This is a genomic window from Nitrososphaera viennensis EN76 (assembly GCF_000698785.1).
GTDB classification, from domain to species: Archaea; Thermoproteota; Nitrososphaeria; order Nitrososphaerales; family Nitrososphaeraceae; genus Nitrososphaera; species Nitrososphaera viennensis.
This window is the reverse complement of the sequence record NZ_CP007536.1, coordinates 2,494,238-2,508,743: the sequence shown is the minus strand read 5'-3', so window position 1 is coordinate 2,508,743 and position 14,506 is coordinate 2,494,238. Positions and strand designations below refer to the sequence as shown.

General features: G+C 55.1%; 17 protein-coding genes. 7 read left to right on the top strand and 10 right to left on the bottom strand.

The features are described from left to right. Positions 1–167 precede the first annotated feature (167 nt). Positions 168–3,071, bottom strand: a complete 2,904-nt coding sequence (gene leuS / locus NVIE_RS14370; RefSeq protein ID WP_075055871.1) for a leucine--tRNA ligase — start codon at positions 3,069–3,071, stop codon at positions 168–170. A 9-nt stretch (positions 3,072–3,080) separates the two neighbouring features. Further along, positions 3,081–5,834, bottom strand: a complete 2,754-nt coding sequence (alaS, locus tag NVIE_RS14365) for an alanine--tRNA ligase (RefSeq protein WP_075055870.1) — start codon at positions 5,832–5,834, stop codon at positions 3,081–3,083. Positions 5,835–5,962: 128 nt separating this feature from the next. Between alaS and NVIE_RS14360 the strand changes: the two genes are divergently transcribed. Next, on the top strand, positions 5,963–6,451 hold the full coding sequence (locus NVIE_RS14360) for a hypothetical protein (RefSeq protein WP_075055869.1): 489 nt from the start codon (positions 5,963–5,965) through the stop codon (positions 6,449–6,451). A 21-nt stretch (positions 6,452–6,472) separates the two neighbouring features. Here the strand turns inward: NVIE_RS14360 and trxA are convergent, their stop codons facing one another. The 3 genes from trxA to NVIE_RS14345 are packed head-to-tail and all read right to left on the bottom strand — an operon-like array spanning position 6,473 to position 7,271. Next, complete coding sequence (gene trxA, locus NVIE_RS14355; RefSeq protein WP_075055868.1) at positions 6,473–6,817, bottom strand: thioredoxin; 345 nt, start codon at positions 6,815–6,817, stop codon at positions 6,473–6,475. A gap of 33 nt (positions 6,818–6,850) precedes the next feature. Further along, on the bottom strand, positions 6,851–7,042 hold the full coding sequence (locus tag NVIE_RS14350) for a hypothetical protein (RefSeq protein WP_075055867.1): 192 nt from the start codon (positions 7,040–7,042) through the stop codon (positions 6,851–6,853). A 49-nt stretch (positions 7,043–7,091) separates the two neighbouring features. Continuing rightward, a complete protein-coding gene (locus NVIE_RS14345) occupies positions 7,092–7,271 on the bottom strand; it encodes a hypothetical protein (protein ID WP_075055866.1) in 180 nt (59 codons plus the stop codon). A 152-nt stretch (positions 7,272–7,423) separates the two neighbouring features. Between NVIE_RS14345 and NVIE_RS14340 the strand changes: the two genes are divergently transcribed. Next, positions 7,424–7,708, top strand: coding sequence for a winged helix-turn-helix transcriptional regulator (locus NVIE_RS14340; protein WP_075055865.1), 285 nt, complete (start codon positions 7,424–7,426; stop codon positions 7,706–7,708). An 8-nt stretch (positions 7,709–7,716) separates the two neighbouring features. Here the strand turns inward: NVIE_RS14340 and NVIE_RS14335 are convergent, their stop codons facing one another. Continuing rightward, a complete protein-coding gene (locus NVIE_RS14335; protein ID WP_174405473.1) occupies positions 7,717–8,166 on the bottom strand; it encodes an Lrp/AsnC family transcriptional regulator in 450 nt (149 codons plus the stop codon). A 184-nt stretch (positions 8,167–8,350) separates the two neighbouring features. Continuing rightward, positions 8,351–8,581: a hypothetical protein gene (locus NVIE_RS14330; protein WP_144239786.1), complete on the bottom strand. Its 231-nt coding sequence runs from the start codon at positions 8,579–8,581 to the stop codon at positions 8,351–8,353. A 355-nt stretch (positions 8,582–8,936) separates the two neighbouring features. Here NVIE_RS14330 and NVIE_RS14325 point away from each other — a divergent pair, with 355 nt between their 5' ends. Beyond that, a complete protein-coding gene (locus NVIE_RS14325) occupies positions 8,937–9,440 on the top strand; it encodes a hypothetical protein (protein WP_075055862.1) in 504 nt (167 codons plus the stop codon). A 3-nt stretch (positions 9,441–9,443) separates the two neighbouring features. On the opposite strand, the gene NVIE_RS14320 is transcribed toward NVIE_RS14325, so the two are convergent. After that, positions 9,444–9,731 carry a hypothetical protein gene (locus tag NVIE_RS14320; RefSeq protein ID WP_075055861.1) on the bottom strand — a complete coding sequence of 96 codons (288 nt, stop codon included), beginning with the start codon at positions 9,729–9,731 and terminating at the stop codon, positions 9,444–9,446. 117 nt (positions 9,732–9,848) lie between these two features. On the opposite strand from NVIE_RS14320, the gene NVIE_RS14315 reads away from it, so the two are divergent. After that, positions 9,849–10,169: an HNH endonuclease gene (locus NVIE_RS14315; protein ID WP_075055860.1), complete on the top strand. Its 321-nt coding sequence runs from the start codon at positions 9,849–9,851 to the stop codon at positions 10,167–10,169. 50 nt (positions 10,170–10,219) lie between these two features. On the opposite strand, the gene NVIE_RS14310 is transcribed toward NVIE_RS14315, so the two are convergent. After that, on the bottom strand, positions 10,220–11,539 hold the full coding sequence (locus tag NVIE_RS14310; protein ID WP_075056237.1) for a hypothetical protein: 1,320 nt from the start codon (positions 11,537–11,539) through the stop codon (positions 10,220–10,222). A 150-nt stretch (positions 11,540–11,689) separates the two neighbouring features. Here NVIE_RS14310 and NVIE_RS14305 point away from each other — a divergent pair, with 150 nt between their 5' ends. The 3 genes from NVIE_RS14305 to NVIE_RS14295 all read left to right on the top strand — a co-directional run bounded on the left by NVIE_RS14305 (position 11,690) and on the right by NVIE_RS14295 (position 13,892). Beyond that, positions 11,690–12,802, top strand: coding sequence for a plastocyanin/azurin family copper-binding protein (locus tag NVIE_RS14305; protein ID WP_075055859.1), 1,113 nt, complete (start codon positions 11,690–11,692; stop codon positions 12,800–12,802). Positions 12,803–12,852: 50 nt separating this feature from the next. After that, positions 12,853–13,056 carry a hypothetical protein gene (locus NVIE_RS14300; RefSeq protein WP_075055858.1) on the top strand — a complete coding sequence of 68 codons (204 nt, stop codon included), beginning with the start codon at positions 12,853–12,855 and terminating at the stop codon, positions 13,054–13,056. Positions 13,057–13,631: 575 nt separating this feature from the next. Next, positions 13,632–13,892, top strand: coding sequence for a hypothetical protein (locus tag NVIE_RS14295; RefSeq protein ID WP_158435261.1), 261 nt, complete (start codon positions 13,632–13,634; stop codon positions 13,890–13,892). A gap of 153 nt (positions 13,893–14,045) precedes the next feature. Here the strand turns inward: NVIE_RS14295 and NVIE_RS14290 are convergent, their stop codons facing one another. Continuing rightward, complete coding sequence (locus tag NVIE_RS14290) at positions 14,046–14,360, bottom strand: hypothetical protein (RefSeq protein ID WP_075055856.1); 315 nt, start codon at positions 14,358–14,360, stop codon at positions 14,046–14,048. Positions 14,361–14,506 lie beyond the last annotated feature (146 nt).

Below are 14,506 nucleotides of genomic sequence, written 5' to 3'. Positions count from 1 at the left end.
ATTAGCGTGTACTCTGCAAGCGCCGATTGTCAAATACATCACTTGATAACCAGCCAAGCGGCACATAATACCAGGCTAGTTGGCAATAATGAAATTTCCCATCTTGGGGTTCAGCTGCCATATATCACACACACATACATTGTACCGACTAGGACAGATTATTGGCATTATTCCATGTACACTGCCGGCTTGAACGGCCTTGCAAACCTGGCCTTGGCCTTTGGATCGTATTTTGAAGCGTCGTCTTCAGAGTAGACGAGCACCTCTGCGCCGTTGAACTCTTTGCCAAGCAGTCCAGCCGCGTCCTTGATCGCAGAGACTTCGTCAAAGCCTGCCAGCGTTGCGCGCCTGCTGCGCGCCTCAAGCGGCGTCGAGAGTATGTCGTCCTGCATCTTTTTGACAAGGTTCGGGTCCGACTTTACCCTGGATGTTTCAGGGCTTGCGATCAGCTGCTTCATCATGTCGCCAAAGTTCGTCCTGCCGGCAGCGATGTTTTCAAGCACGGTTTTGTAGGCATGGCTTTTCCAGCCGGCCGAGGCATAGACCACGATTTTTCTGGGCGCGATTTTTGTCACCTTGACGATGTTGGCAATGTCGGCAATCAGGCCCTGCACAAGAAATTCGGATTCTTCTGCCATGATGTCGAGCTTGCTTTGGTCTGCTGACGGCCATCCTGCCTCAGTTACCATCTCCTTGCTGCCAAGGCGTTCCCACACCTCCTCTGCAGTAAACGGCGCAAATGGCGCAAGCATCTGCACCTGCGCCCTGACGTACTCTTTCAACGCAGACATGACTGCCGGCGAGTTTTCACGCCCCTTTGCGCGCACGCGCCTGTCGTACCACTGCAGGTCCTGCTCCAGCGCGTAGAGTATGTGGTGTATTGCTTCCCTTACGCGCAGCCGGTCCATCGACTCGGCCGTCTGCGCGGCGGTGCGCACAAGCCTGCTTGCAAGCCACCTGTCTTCCACCTGTTCTGCCTGCGCATGGGCGGCAGCAGCATCCTTTACCCTCTCGGCCATCTCAAGGACGCCTGCGAGCTTGGACTTTATCCCCCTTGCAGTGTCAAAGGAAAAGTCTGCGTCCTGCAGTATCTCTGCCGAGACTAGCATCGCAAGGCGGATGGTGTCAGCCCCGTGCTCCCGTATTGCCGCGCGAAGCGGGATGATGTTGCCAAGCGACTTGCTCATCTTTTTCCCTTCCATGAGAACCGAGCCGTTGACTACGATCTGCCTAGGCCAGTTGTCGCGGTCAAAGATGGCGACGTGGTTGAATATGAAAAACGACAGGTGGTTTGGCACTAGGTCGCGTCCTGAATGGCGCGAGTCGACCGGGTAAAAGTACTTGAATTCTGCGCGTATCTTTTCTATTGCAGGCACGCCCGATTCCCGGGCGACTGCCTCTGCGTCGCCCTGCCCAAAGAGCACATAGTCAAAGAACGAGTCAGAGATTGTTTCGGTGTCCGGTATGGTCTTGTCGTTGACGTACTTGGCAATCGTGTAATAGGCCATGTAGATTACAGAGTCCGACAGGCTTTCGATTATCCATTCAGGGTCCCACGGCAGTTTCGTGCCAAGGCCGGACTTTCTGGCGCACGCCCTTTCGCGCAGCCAGTCGACTACATAGTCGAATTCCTGGCGGATGTCCTGCGGCACGATGTCCATTTTCTGGATGCACTCGTGCGCAAGGGCCTTCCATTCCTTGTCGCCATAGTTGAGGAACCACTGGTCGTTTAACAGCTTGACTACGCACTCGGCTCCGCACCTGCATCTCACAGGCTTGTTCGTCAGCTCGTACATGACAGAAGCCAGGCCGGAAGAGGCGATCTCGGCTTTCAGCTCCTCCTTTGCCACAGAGACTGGCTTGCCGGCGTACTTGCCGGTATTCTGCATCATCATCCTGCCCTTGTAGAACTCGTGCGAGTAGAGGTCGCTTGTCGCCTTTTCCAGCCTGTCGCCACTACTGTTTGCAGGAACGTTGGCTATTGCTTCAGCTGCTGGAATTCCAGAGTAGCCCTCTGACTCGATTATCTTTACCGGCTCGACAACTGCGGCTATGCCGTATTTTTGCTGCGTCGCCGTGTCGTTTTTCAGGTCTGCAAGGGCCTGGTAGTCGTACGGCGCGTGCGCAGGGACGGACATCACTATCCCCGTCCCGCTGTCGGCCTCCACGAACGACGCGGGGTACATCGGCACCCTGGCATTGTTGAGCGGGTTTGTCAGCTGCCATCCGACCATCTCGCTCCCCTTGATTGTTTTTGCTATCTCGACTGCATGGTTTAGAAATTCCAGCTTGCGCGCGGCTTCCCTGCTCACCACCCAGCGCTCGCCGTCCACCTTGGCCTCGACGTACTCGACGTCTGGGTTGACCCACATGTTGGTGACGCCAAACAGCGTCTCCGGCCGGAGAGTCGCCGCAGGCACCACCAGCCCGTCATGCGCAAACTTGACCAGCACGTATTCGGTGAAATCCGGCTCGACGTCGCCCATCGTGTCGTGCTGGCTAACGGGGTTCTGGTCGTTGGGGCACCAGCCCACGGGATGCGACCCCTGCACTATCAACCCTTTCTTCTGGAGCGTGCGGAACTGCCACGAGATGAACTTGGAGTATATCCTGTCGATGGTGGTGAATTCGCGGCGCCAGTCCATCGAGTAGCCCATCTCCTTCATGCCCTGCTTGATCTCGTTGTGGAAGTAGCTTGCTATCTTCACCGGCTCGACAAACGTGGCGATGACATCGTCAGCTAATTTGTAAATATTGTGGAAGGTGTCAAGCAGGTCCTTGTCGCCGGCCGCCACTCTTCGCGACATGCCAAGGATCGGGGTGCCTGTATAATGAAAGCCCATCGGGAAGAGCACGTTGTAGCCTTTCATGCGCATGTAGCGGGCGTGCGCGTCTGCAAGCGTGTAGGTGCGGCCGTGCCCGATGTGCTGGGGCGAGTTCGGGTACGGGTAGGCGACGGTGACGAAATACTTTTTCCTTGAAGGGTCTGGGTCTGCCTGGAAGAGTTTCTGCTCATCCCACCTCTTGATCCATTTTTCCTCTATTGCGCGCCAGTCAGTAATGCTGCTCATATGAAATCATCACGACGCCTTCTTTGCCGCTACTACCATCTCTTCTGCAGATAGAAGAGCCTCTTTGATCTTTTCCTTCAGCCGGCCGCCGCCCTGCCCAAAGCGGTCGTCCCCGCCTCCAGAGCCTCCGAGCTTGGCCGATACCTGCCTGGCTATGGCGCCGGCTCTTGCGCGCTTGCTTGCCTTTTCGCCTGCGAACACGATTACCCTCATACCGGCGCCTTTTGCCACCAGGGCCACGTACACGAGCGACGGGTCAATCTCGATTGCCTTTTCCCCCACCGCGATGTGGTAGTCCTCGTCCAGCTCTTCGTCGTACGTGCTGTACAGCTTGACGTCTCCGAGGTTCTTCGCCTGCTCTGACACGCTCTTTGCCATCGTCTCTGCGACGGTGCGAAGCATGATGCGCAGCTTTTTCTTTGCCGATTCCGCGTCGTCCATCGCCTTTGTGAACGATTCAAGCACCTTTTCCCTGCTTGAGCCAAGCGCCTGCGCTATAGTCGACAGCTGGGTTTCCTGGCTTTGCATGTAGTTGACCGCTGCCTCGCCTGCAACGAATTCAAGGCGCACGACGCCGTCCTGGATCCTCTCGGATTTTACGATCTTTATCAGCCCGATTTCGCCCGTGCGCCTGACGTGCGTCCCGCCGCACGCCTCGATGTCCCAGTTGTCGATGTTGACGATGCGCACGTTGTTTGACGGCACCACTCCGCCCTGGTAGATACGAAAACTGTACTTCTGCTCGGCGTCCCCCCTGTCGTAGAACCTGATGTCGACAGGAAGGTTCTTGCGCACGGCAATGTTTGCGGTCTGCTCTATCTTTTGCACCTCCTCCTTTGACAGCGCCGAGTGGTGCGTGATGTCGAGCCTGCCATAGCTCTCCTCCTTGAAGGCAGAGTTCTGCCACACCCACGAGCCGAGGTTGTTCCTTGCAGACGAGTTGATGACATGCGTCGCGGTGTGGTGCTTGGTCACCATGTCGCGCCTGCGTCCGTTCACGATGCCTTTCACGGCCTGCCCTTCATGCAGCAGCTTGCCGCCATCTTCTATCCTGTGGACCACAATGTCTGCCTGCTTTGTCACCTCAACAACCTTGGCGCCGGAAATCTCGCCCGTGTCCGGCTCCTGCCCGCCTCCCCGCGGGTAGAATGCGGTCCTGTCAAGCACGACGTACTTGCCGTTGTCGACCACCTTGAGCACCTTGGCGTCAAACTCGCGTATCGACTCGTCTTCGTAGTAGAGGAGTTCCGTGGCAGGCAGGCCTTCAAGGCCGCGCACCGGCTTGGCCTTCTCCGTCCCGCCGCCGGCGACGCTCGTGTGCAGTTCTGCAAGTTTCGTGTAGAACGTGGACGGCACGCTTGAAATGACTCCCTGCTCCACGAGGAAGTCGGGCGTTATCCCGTCAGACTCGTACATCCTGATGAGGTCAGAGACTTCAAGCTCGCCGGATGATTTCTTGGCCTTCTTCAGCGACGCCACTATGCCGTTCATGCGCTCGCGCGAGCCGGTGTACCGGCCGGACTCTAGCCCGAGGATTGTGCGCACGTCCTGCCGGTGCTCCTCAAGCTCAGGATACATCTGCCCAAGGTAGTCTATCTGGATGTCGGCGACGTCTTCTAGCTTGACGTTGTTCCAGTTCAGGCGCTCCAGTATCGACAGCGCCCTTCTCAGGATGACGCGCAGGTTGTATCCCCCGCCCACGTTTGACGGGAGCGCGCCGTCGGATATTGCAAAGAGCAGCGTGCGCACGTGGTCTGCGACCGTGTACACGGCCTCGTGCGGGGCGACCATCCTGGCGAGCTGGTCGTAAGAGAGGCCCATCTCGCGGGCAAGGATCGCCTTTAGTTCCTTGACGTTTCCCCCCGTCGTTTCAAGTTTTGAAGCGACTGCGCCAAAGTAGTTTGACAGGAATTCCGCGTTGCGGTCTGTGCCTGTCATGTCCAGCATTTTGTCGACGACAGGCCCAAAGCAGCAGTCATAGCTTGTTGGAGTCCCCATTGTCACCCAAGAAAAGCGCTCAAGGCCGGCGCCCATGTCTATTATCTTGTTTGGCATGACGCGGTAGTTGTTCTCGTCGCCCTCAAACTCGGTAAACACGGCGTTGCCAAGCTCAAGGCCGCGGACGAAATATTCAAGCGAGTAGCCAAACGCGCCGGCGCCCATCCACACGTCCTCGACAAACGTTACCTCCTCCGGCTTTATGCCGAGGCCCCGGGTGAGCATGCCATAGTCAAGCTCGATGCAGCGGTCCTTCCAGTAGCCGCCTGGCGCGTCCGCGTTGCAGGTCTGGCCTATCATGCAAAAGCCCGTGTAATGGCGGCCGGAAAGCCCGACGTTTTCAATGTCGTTGAAGCGCAGGCACATCTGCGGCACCACAAGCGGGTTTGCCGGCAGTTCAAACACGACCTGGCTGTTCATGACGCGCTGGAAATCAACTATCGACGCTATCGTGAAGTAAAGGTCGTCGCGCCACCTGCACACGACGGGATAGCGCCTCACTATCTCGTGGCCGTTTTTTGCAAAGAATTTCTCCGTCTCCTTCCACGCGCTGACATAGTCGAGGCGCTTGCTGGTCGGAGGCCTGCCGATAAAGCCGTAATTTTCATGGTCGGGGCAAGACTGCCTGTCAGCGGCCAGCGTCCAGAAATGCTTGCCGCAGAGGTTGCACTGCCTGCGCTGGAACCCCATCTGGTCGAACAGCGCGACCTTGTAATAGCGGTCAGGGTTTTGCGAAAACATTGCGGCGAGTTCTTTCTTGCCCAAGTGATGCTCTCTCTCTCGTGCTTCTCTCTTCTCTGTTATCGCTGGTTATGCGGTATTAATGCTTTCGTTGGAAACAAGAATGCCATTACACAAAGTTCAAAATCAGATTGCCGTAAACTGCTGTTGCGATGGTCAGAAAGCTTCCGGTGGTTGCAGGCATCGCGGCTGCCACCGCAGCAGGCTTGGCGATTTTCATTTTCCTTGGGCCGTGGAGCAACTATGTATGGACGGCGATCAGGGGAGTTCCCGATTCTCCCATTATGTACATGATTGTTAACGGGAAAAGACATCTTGCAGACGACAACTATTACTGCGGAAGGGGATGTGAGTTTTCCATCTATGCGAGGACTCTATCCCTGCCGCCTATCGAGATACCCCGCGGATCGGAGGCAGATTTTAGTATAGACAACAGGGCGATCTCTTTGCGCTACCACCTGCTCAAATATGACGATCAGCGGCTTGAAGACTCAAACCAGCCACTTCACTTTGAGGAAAACGGAAAACTCGCGGTTGACTGGCCTTCGGGCGATTATGTCATCAGCGTGATCGCAGGGTGGGATTCTATCAATGAAAATCAGGCGTATTCCCTGCACAGATTCAGAATAACCGTGCCCTGACAGAAAATGAAAAAGGTGAGCTCATGCCTTTGCAAGCGTGCTTTCGATGAACTTCATGTACGACTCTTTTGGCATCGCGCCGATGGTCCGGCCTATCTCCTTGCCGCCCTTGAAGATGATGAGCGACGGAATAGACTGGACGCCGTACTTCATCGCTATCTCCTGGTTTTCGTCCACGTTCAGTTTGGCGACCTTGACCTTGCCGGCCATCACCTTGGCTATCTGCTCCACCGCGGGGCCGACCATCCTGCACGGTCCGCACCACTCTGCCCAAAAGTCGACGAAAACTGGGAGCTCGGACTTGATTACTTCAGAATCCCATGTCTTTGTGTTGACGTGCAAGACATTGTTGCTTGTGGTTTCCATGGCGCTTCCTTGGACTAGACGGTATTTTAACGATCAGCTGGCGCGCCCGCCGAGGCCAAGCGTGATAAACTCGGCGACCAGCTTTATGATAAATGCGATGCCTCCCACTGCCCCGAGGCCAAGGCCCACCAGGCGCAGGTGCTGGGTATAATCGTCCCTGCTGGTCTTCTTGGCCAGCCGGAGGGTCTGGATTATCTCCCCTATCTTGCGCTCGACTAAAGACATCTTTGTGTTCTTGCATGCATGGGCTCTATGCGCTATATAAAACATCGGTTTAAGGCCGGTGGCACGCCTTTTTGTGCTCGCGCAGAACAAACAGGATGAGCAGCGCCCGGTCGGCTTCGCCGGCGGCCTTTGCCTTTTCTGCCTCTGCCTTGAGCGCGTCGCACAGGTCGCACGGTACAGAGTGCGATATTTTCGGCCAGTGTGAGCTCGAATCAGAGAATTCTGTCATTTTTCTCTTTTCCTTCCAATTTTTTCATTCTGAACCAATGCAGCGACGCTTTTGCGCACTTGTACCCTTTGGCAGATTATAACTTTATTATATTAAAGTTTGCTATAGATAGCTATCGAAAATTCATTTTATTACAAGGGCGGTGCATCTACATGATGGCGCATTCGGCCAAGTGGGAGCTGATATACATGCTTGCCCAGACGTATGCGCTGGACATGCTCGAAGCGGTGAGCAAAAAGCCGATGCGGTTTACCGACCTTGAAAGCAACAGCCCAAACGAGAGGACCAGGTCCCAGCGGCTCAAGGACCTTGAAGACGCTGGCCTGATAACGACCATAAGCCTAAAGACAAACAAGCGCTACTTTGTCCACTATACTGCCACAAACAAGGGCAGGCAGGTTCTGCAAAAGGCAAGAGAGCTTGCAGATCTGGCCTAGTTAGCCAGCTAGCGGGATATTCCTGCAGACTGCGTTGTATAGAGTGGCTCCTTCTCGGTGCGCTGCATCTCGACAAAAGTCTCGGTATTCTGTATGCCCTCTATCTTGCCGATGCGCTCGATGACCACGTTGTGCAGCTCTTCAAGCGTGTGCGCGCTCACGGTCACTATCATGTCGAACCTGCCGGTCACCTCGGACACGGACCTTACCTCCGGGATCTTTAGCAATTCGCCGTGGATAGGCTCTTTCAGCTTGGGGTCACGGTTTATGCCGACTGTCGCCTTGACGTTTATGCCAAGCATGCTTTCGTTTACGACGACCGTGAATTTCTTGACAAGGCTGCGCTTGGACAGGCGCTTTATCCTGCTGTACAGTACGGATGCGTTTATGTTCAGCTTTTTGGAAAGGCGCGGGACCGATATGCTTGCGTCCCTTGTGAGTTCGGACAAAATCCTCATGTCAAGCTCGTCAAACTTGTGCAAACTCTCTCTACCTCCCTAACCTTTGACGCCTGTGTTAATAAATGTAATTCTCCACCGATTACCATGCTAAAATATGATTACTTTGTCGTGCAATTTTGGATTTGTGAAAAAACTCGCGCTGGTCAGGCCAACTTTGAGCTTTCCAAAAAATAGGGAGGGGTCACTGGATCTTGTAACCCAAGAGCTCCTTGTATGTAATACCCAGGGACACTTCAGCGCCGTTGTACCCCTCGACGAGCGTCTTGGGTACCTTGTATTCTCTGCCGGAACCCTTGTAGATAGTCAAGGTGTCCGCGTCTTCCGCGATTATCGTCCCCACGTCCAATCTGTCCTTGGAGCGTACGTTCTTGTGCATGACCCTTTCCCAGTGGAGTACTGCTGGTTCAGACATGCTAGATCAATTCTTATATACTCTGAACAGATATTTAAGAATAGAGTATTGTTGCTGATATAAACCTCTATTTTTTGAAGTATCCTCCTGTGAGGAGGCAATAATTATATACTTAAATAAGCAGGCAGAGATAGAGCCATATCACGAACGCCTTGCGGCGTACGTGACGTTCTGGATAGCCATGATGTCGCCTGCTTGTCCCGCGGTTCGTTTACACACGCGCTGGAGATAGAGAGCTGAAGGGGCCGCCGCTCCTGGAAGAAAGTGGTTGCGTAGAGATGGAGGCTGGGTGACGGAGGATCGGGAGGAGGCAGCAAGTATTATATAATTTACAAGGCTGATTTTTTGCAAGCACATGTTTGGAAAGGGTGGAATAAAGCCGGGCGAGTTTGTCTTTGTCGCGCAAAAGGACGGCCAGTACAGCAGGATAGTAATCGGCAGGATACAGGCAGTAAACGGGAGCCGCGTCCACGTCGTCGGGACGGCCATCCGCCCGTCAGGGCTCATTGAGAGGGCAAATGCAGGCAAGGCGGGCGACCGATCTAGGCAGGTGCTCAGCAATCCCGACCCAAACAACTGCGTCTTTATGCTCATCGACCGCGTCGAGACTACGCCGTTCAACCAGGAGGTTGACCAGGCGACCGACCGCGTGATATGGATAAACCAGAACCGCTACCTGGTGCTGGACGGCTGGATAAAGGAGAACTTTCCAGAGATCTTTGCAGCCGCCCTGATGTCGCCGGCGGAAGAGGACAGGCAGAGCGCCAAGCTGGCGCTGCGCGAAAAGATGGGCGCGCTTTATGAGCGCGACCTGAAGGACCACGTCTACGCGGTCGCAAGGGGCGCAAACCTGCTGTAATTATTACTCGCTGGCCAGCAATTCCCGCCAGTTCAGCCCGAGGAAAACTGCTCCCACAGAGCCCACCATCAACCCGGAAAATAGATGCTGCATCGGCAGGTCGAGGTGCTGGCCTATTGCAAAATAGTCCACGCCAAAGCCTGTGCAGACCGTGTTTGCGCACGCAAGCGCTTCTTGCTCGTGCTGCGCCTTTCCCTCAAGATAGATAGCGTAGTTAGAGACGCCAGATTGCGCAGGCGGTATCGCCGCCAGCAAGAGCGCGAGGCCGGCAAAGGCCAGCAGTTTTTTCATGGCAGATTTCTATTACGTCGTTGTTCCTTGTGTATTGAGTGAGTTTTTACCCAAACGGAGACGGCGGCAAAACCAGGGAGCGCAAGAGTTAAGTTTGAGACTCTGCACAAATAGAGCGTGTCGTTTTTCGGACCGCCGGGCGGTACAGGCCCGAGCTTTGATCCCAAAAAGTACGGGACTCTGACGATGGCCATCAGGCAGACCGTCCTTGAAAGGGCGCGCAACCGCTGCCAGAAATGCTCTACAAAATTCAGCCCGTCAGTCGAGCCGCGCTTTGAGCACATCAACGGCAGCAAGAAGGACAACAGGCCGCAGAACCTGCGCGCGCTGTGCCCGAACTGCTACAAGGCAGTCGAGGAGCGCGAGAACAAGAAAAAGGGAGTCCTTGGCGGCCTGCGCAAGGCGCTTGACAAGGTCCCGGTGGATTTCAAGAAATAAAAATAAAAAAGAAAAGAGTGCGTGTGCGTGCGTGCGCGTGTGTGTGCGTCCTACTCTTCTTCTGGCATCGGCGCGGGGCAGCAGCGGTACTCCTGCGACTTTTCCAGGATTTCTATCTCTTTCTTCAGCTTTTCATTTTCCAGCTTTTTGCGCTCAAGGTCAAGCTGCATCGCTTCCATGAGCTCCTTTTCGCAGATGTTGCAGTCGTCCACGCATCCCCTGACCAGCATGCCGGGCGTCGGCAGGGCAGACGTGGCCTCAAACGAGTATTTCTTTTGCGCAACCGGCGAGATCCTGACGTCGTTTCCGACCCTTTCAAGCAGGCCCGCAGCTATCAATTGCTTGTCCACTGATTCAAGCGCCTCCCGGCGCATCGACTCTGTCAGCGGCTGCTGCAGCAGGTTGGCGGCCCTTGCCGTGACGAGAAAGCCGGGCTGGATTGTGCCCACCGTCGCTGTTGCAGACGCCGCGCTCTGGTTGCGCAAAAAGCTCTCCCTCCCGATGGCCTCGGCGCTCAGGCGCTCCTTGTCGGTGGCAAGGACGGCCGCGGGGATTGCAGACACTGATCCGCGCGACGCAAACGGGTTGTTCGTGACCCGCGTGTCTGCAGCGGGGTCGATGACGCGCCGTTCAATAGACTCTATCGTGAATTTTACGTGCTGCATCTTGTTGATGCGGTAAAAGTAGAACGTGACTGCGTGGCACTTGTTCGGGTTTGAAAACTCGCGCGACGACGATTCAAAGTGATCCTGCGATTCCGTCTGCACGTGCGAGCGCGACGAGACCTCGCCTATCGAGACGGTGCTTGACGCGCGGGCGCCCATCTCTGCGCGGTGGTGCGACGCGCGGGCGTGCTGCGAAAGCTCGCGCAGAAAGTCGCTCGTGGATTCCGAGTTGTAGTTGCCGCTGACGTCGACGGACGGGCCGCTGAACACCGTCTCCAAAAAGCCGCTCGTCTCGCCGTGCGTGTCAAAGTGGCCCTTGTTGGTGTTGGTAGAGCGAGCGTGGTCCTTTATCGAAAGGTCCGACATGAAATCAGACCAGCTTGACATGTAAAAGTGCTCCTCCTGCGTCTGCTCATTCCTGTAGCTCACCTTTGACGCGCTGTCGTAGGTAAAGCGCGTGCGCCTGTCGGTCGTAAACAGCCTGACCTTTTCGCCGGGAAAGAGCGTGGTCGAATACACCAGGTCGCCCAGCGCAAGCGGGCCGGGGCACCTTTGCAGGCGGGCATGCACAATGACTTCGACTGACACGCGCGACTGCTGCTGGTGCAGCAGGCGGTAGTGGAAGTCCATGACGTCGCACACGGGCTTGGTTTCAAGCGGAGGGCAGCAAGGTATCATGTTTTGCTCGGATGGGTGATGAGACATGTTCAATTTCTCGTTCAGGGAATACTTAAGGCTCACAGAAAGAGCGTACATAAGTTTCGTACACGCGAAACGGTTTTTCCACAGGTGTAACAAACTAACAGAACCGCCCTTGGCAGGCCTTAAATCCTGACCGGGGCAGAACCTCCGTGTTTGCAAAGGAGGCCCCTCCTGATGCTGCTGCTTGTTGCAAGCTTTTTCTTCTTCTTCTTTGTTCTTGCAATGCCTTCTGCCTCGTCTTCTCCTGTTTGGGCCCATTCGCAAGAACACGGCTCGCACAACAATAATGATTCTTGCAGAGACGACAACGTGCCGCCGAGCGTAAGCATCACGCTGCCGGCGGACGGCTACGTATTGGCAGGCGCTTTGAAGAGAACAGCAGTCATAGACGTTGCTGGCGTCGCCAATGACGACGGGGACGACGGCTGCGGCGTAAAGAAGGTCAAAGTCCAGGTGCAGGACAGCAAGACGGGTCGCGTGGTCAAGCCGTTCAGGACGGCAGAGCCTGGGCAGGACGGCTGGTCCTCCTGGGAATACGACTTTAAGGTCCGCCATGAAGGCGAATACAGGATAACAGCACAGGCGACCGACCGCGCAGGAAATTCCAGCGTCGACTCTGTCGTGCTAAGAGTAAAGTCAGGGGCCGCCGACAGCACGCCACCCGAGGTTGCGATCACCGCGCCCCTCAACGGGACGGTTTTTCTCCGGCAGTCCGCGCCAGAGACCACGTTTTTTGTCAATGGAACCGCTTTTGACGCAAGCGGAATTGGCAGGGTCGAGGTGAGCCTGAAAAACGCGACCACTCCTGCCACAATCATCTTTGATTACCAGCTTGCGACGCCAAAGGCGCCGGGCGACTGGTCAGAGTGGTCTTATGTCATGACAATCGAAAGAATAGGAGACTGTGTTATCTCTGCCCGGGCGTTTGACAGTGTCGGGCTTGAGGCAGAGACTTTGATAGCTGTCAGCGACATACGGCAGACCACAATCGACATACTGCCAGGCGCATCGATCCGCGGCAACCCCGCATTCAAGCCCGCTTTTCTGATCGTCGGGGCAGGCGACACCGTCACCTGGACCAACAGGGACTCTACGTCCCACATAGTCACGTCAGGCGATCCGCGCATCGCCGAGCCTGACATGGTATTCAAGTCTGGCCTGATTTCGCCGGGCGAGGTTTTCAGCGCCACGATCAACAACCCCGGCAACTACCAGTACTTTTGCGCCATACACCCGTACATGACGGGAGAAGTCGTCGTGGAGTAAAAAAGACGAGAGTACGTTAAAATGTGATGCACTAGGCCGTCAGCAAGGTAATGCCGGCAAAACAGGTATGGAAAAAGTGCACGTTCTGCAACAGCGGGAGAAAGATGTGCTTTGCCTGCGGGGGCTCGGGCAAGGTCTCGCCGGGGTGGCAAAAGTGCTACGACTGCAACGGGTTTGGAAGCGTGCTGTGCACCAACTGCGGCGGAAGCGGCGGCTGGCGCGAAAGCACGTGGGTCGAAGAAGAAGAAGACTAGCTGCCGCTGTGCTTTGTGGCTATCCTGTCAAGGATGTAGGCCAGGCCTTCAAGGTTCTCCTCGGTATAGGGCGCCGCGTAAATCAGCTGCGTGTATTCTGTTCGCGCGCTCGTCCTGATCAGGAATTTCGGCTGGCCTGAAATCTTGGCAGCATAGTCGGTGGCGTCGTCGTTCGACCATATTTCAAAGACGGGGATTCTGGTTTGGATATGCTGGGCACATTATCCAGCTATATGTGATTCCGTCTCAAAGGATCAAGCTATCTTGGGGAATTTGCCCAATAACAGGTGCGCGCCTGCTTGTAATTTGTATATAATGGACTTCTCTGTATATAGTTGCATAAACCTGCAAGCTCACCCCCATGCGCACCGGGGGCTCGAAAGCCCGCAAGGGCGAGTAGAGCCCTTTTTAACCAAAATTGAAACGCTCGCCTTCCCTCCAGCCTGCCTCATGATCTGATATGTAAACCCATTAGGGCACAGATTCTTGATGAATCGTCTAGATTTTGTACCGAATATGGTTATTAATATCACATTAGTCTCCAATATTGGCAATTGATGTGGGACATAAACGGCTTGATTAATAAGCTGCTTGAAGTGAACGCCGTTGAAAAGCGGAAAAAAGGCATCACCTTCACGGTGTCGTTCCGGAGCTTCCTCATGTGCAATCTGCGGGGCAACCTGACAAAGGCGGAGACGCTTGAGGGCTGGCGCTTCATCCTGTCCGACTACCACTATTCGCTGATCACCCTGTCTGCCGAAGAAATAGGGGCTACCGTCGTGCTCTTGGATTATTATTTCCAGCATGTCAAGACAGTCGCCCCGGACGGCCGCTAGTAGGGGGGGGGAGGAGCGCACGTACGCACGCGCACACACATATTTATATGCGGAGGCGGCCTGACCCGGATGCTTGCCTGGAGCGCAGTGCGCAGGATTCAAGCAAAAGCTTGTGGCCGGCGGCGGCTGCAGGCCAAGCAAGACTTGACGTGCTCAGGATTTGGGGATGATTATCGCCATGCACTCGGCAAGGTCGCCAGTTTTCAGATCCGCGGCGTTTTCGTCAAGGAGAAATTCCGCGCACAACCCTTCGCAAATGTCTGCAAGAATCTTTTTCCCGGCTTCTCCAAGCAATCCCACGAATGCGCGTTCAAAAAGGTCGGGCCTTTCTATTATCGCAGTGCGTGCATCCATTTCGCCCAGATAATCCTCTGCTATCAACTCCATTAGCGAATGAAAGACGGGCGGGCCAAAGATCTCTTTCAAGCTGTCAAGTATTGCCTCTGCCAGTGTTTCAGCATCTACCAAAGCCCAAGCATACCCCCGCCCTTCTCACGCTTAGGAAGAAAATCCAGATAGTGATTTATCCTTTTTGGAAATAGCAAGACATGTATGCCCGAAAACAGTCCCAAGGAATAGAGAATTATTTAGTTTGATTCTCCTAGAAGCAACAA

Excerpts from the sequence above, each read along its gene's own strand:
- NVIE_RS14335 (WP_174405473.1), bottom strand. The coding sequence starts at position 8,166 with ATGAGGATTTTGTCCGAACTCACAAGGGACGCAAGCATATCGGTCCCG.
- leuS (WP_075055871.1), bottom strand. The coding sequence starts at position 3,071 with ATGAGCAGCATTACTGACTGGCGCGCAATAGAGGAAAAATGGATCAAG.
- NVIE_RS14340 (WP_075055865.1), top strand. The coding sequence starts at position 7,424 with ATGATGGCGCATTCGGCCAAGTGGGAGCTGATATACATGCTTGCCCAG.
- NVIE_RS14330 (WP_144239786.1), bottom strand. The coding sequence starts at position 8,581 with ATGTCTGAACCAGCAGTACTCCACTGGGAAAGGGTCATGCACAAGAAC.
- NVIE_RS14300 (WP_075055858.1), top strand. The coding sequence starts at position 12,853 with ATGCCGGCAAAACAGGTATGGAAAAAGTGCACGTTCTGCAACAGCGGG.
- trxA (WP_075055868.1), bottom strand. The coding sequence starts at position 6,817 with ATGGAAACCACAAGCAACAATGTCTTGCACGTCAACACAAAGACATGG.
- NVIE_RS14325 (WP_075055862.1), top strand. The coding sequence starts at position 8,937 with ATGTTTGGAAAGGGTGGAATAAAGCCGGGCGAGTTTGTCTTTGTCGCG.
- NVIE_RS14320 (WP_075055861.1), bottom strand. The coding sequence starts at position 9,731 with ATGAAAAAACTGCTGGCCTTTGCCGGCCTCGCGCTCTTGCTGGCGGCG.
- NVIE_RS14360 (WP_075055869.1), top strand. The coding sequence starts at position 5,963 with ATGGTCAGAAAGCTTCCGGTGGTTGCAGGCATCGCGGCTGCCACCGCA.
- NVIE_RS14350 (WP_075055867.1), bottom strand. The coding sequence starts at position 7,042 with ATGTCTTTAGTCGAGCGCAAGATAGGGGAGATAATCCAGACCCTCCGG.
- NVIE_RS14310 (WP_075056237.1), bottom strand. The coding sequence starts at position 11,539 with ATGTCTCATCACCCATCCGAGCAAAACATGATACCTTGCTGCCCTCCG.
- NVIE_RS14345 (WP_075055866.1), bottom strand. The coding sequence starts at position 7,271 with ATGACAGAATTCTCTGATTCGAGCTCACACTGGCCGAAAATATCGCAC.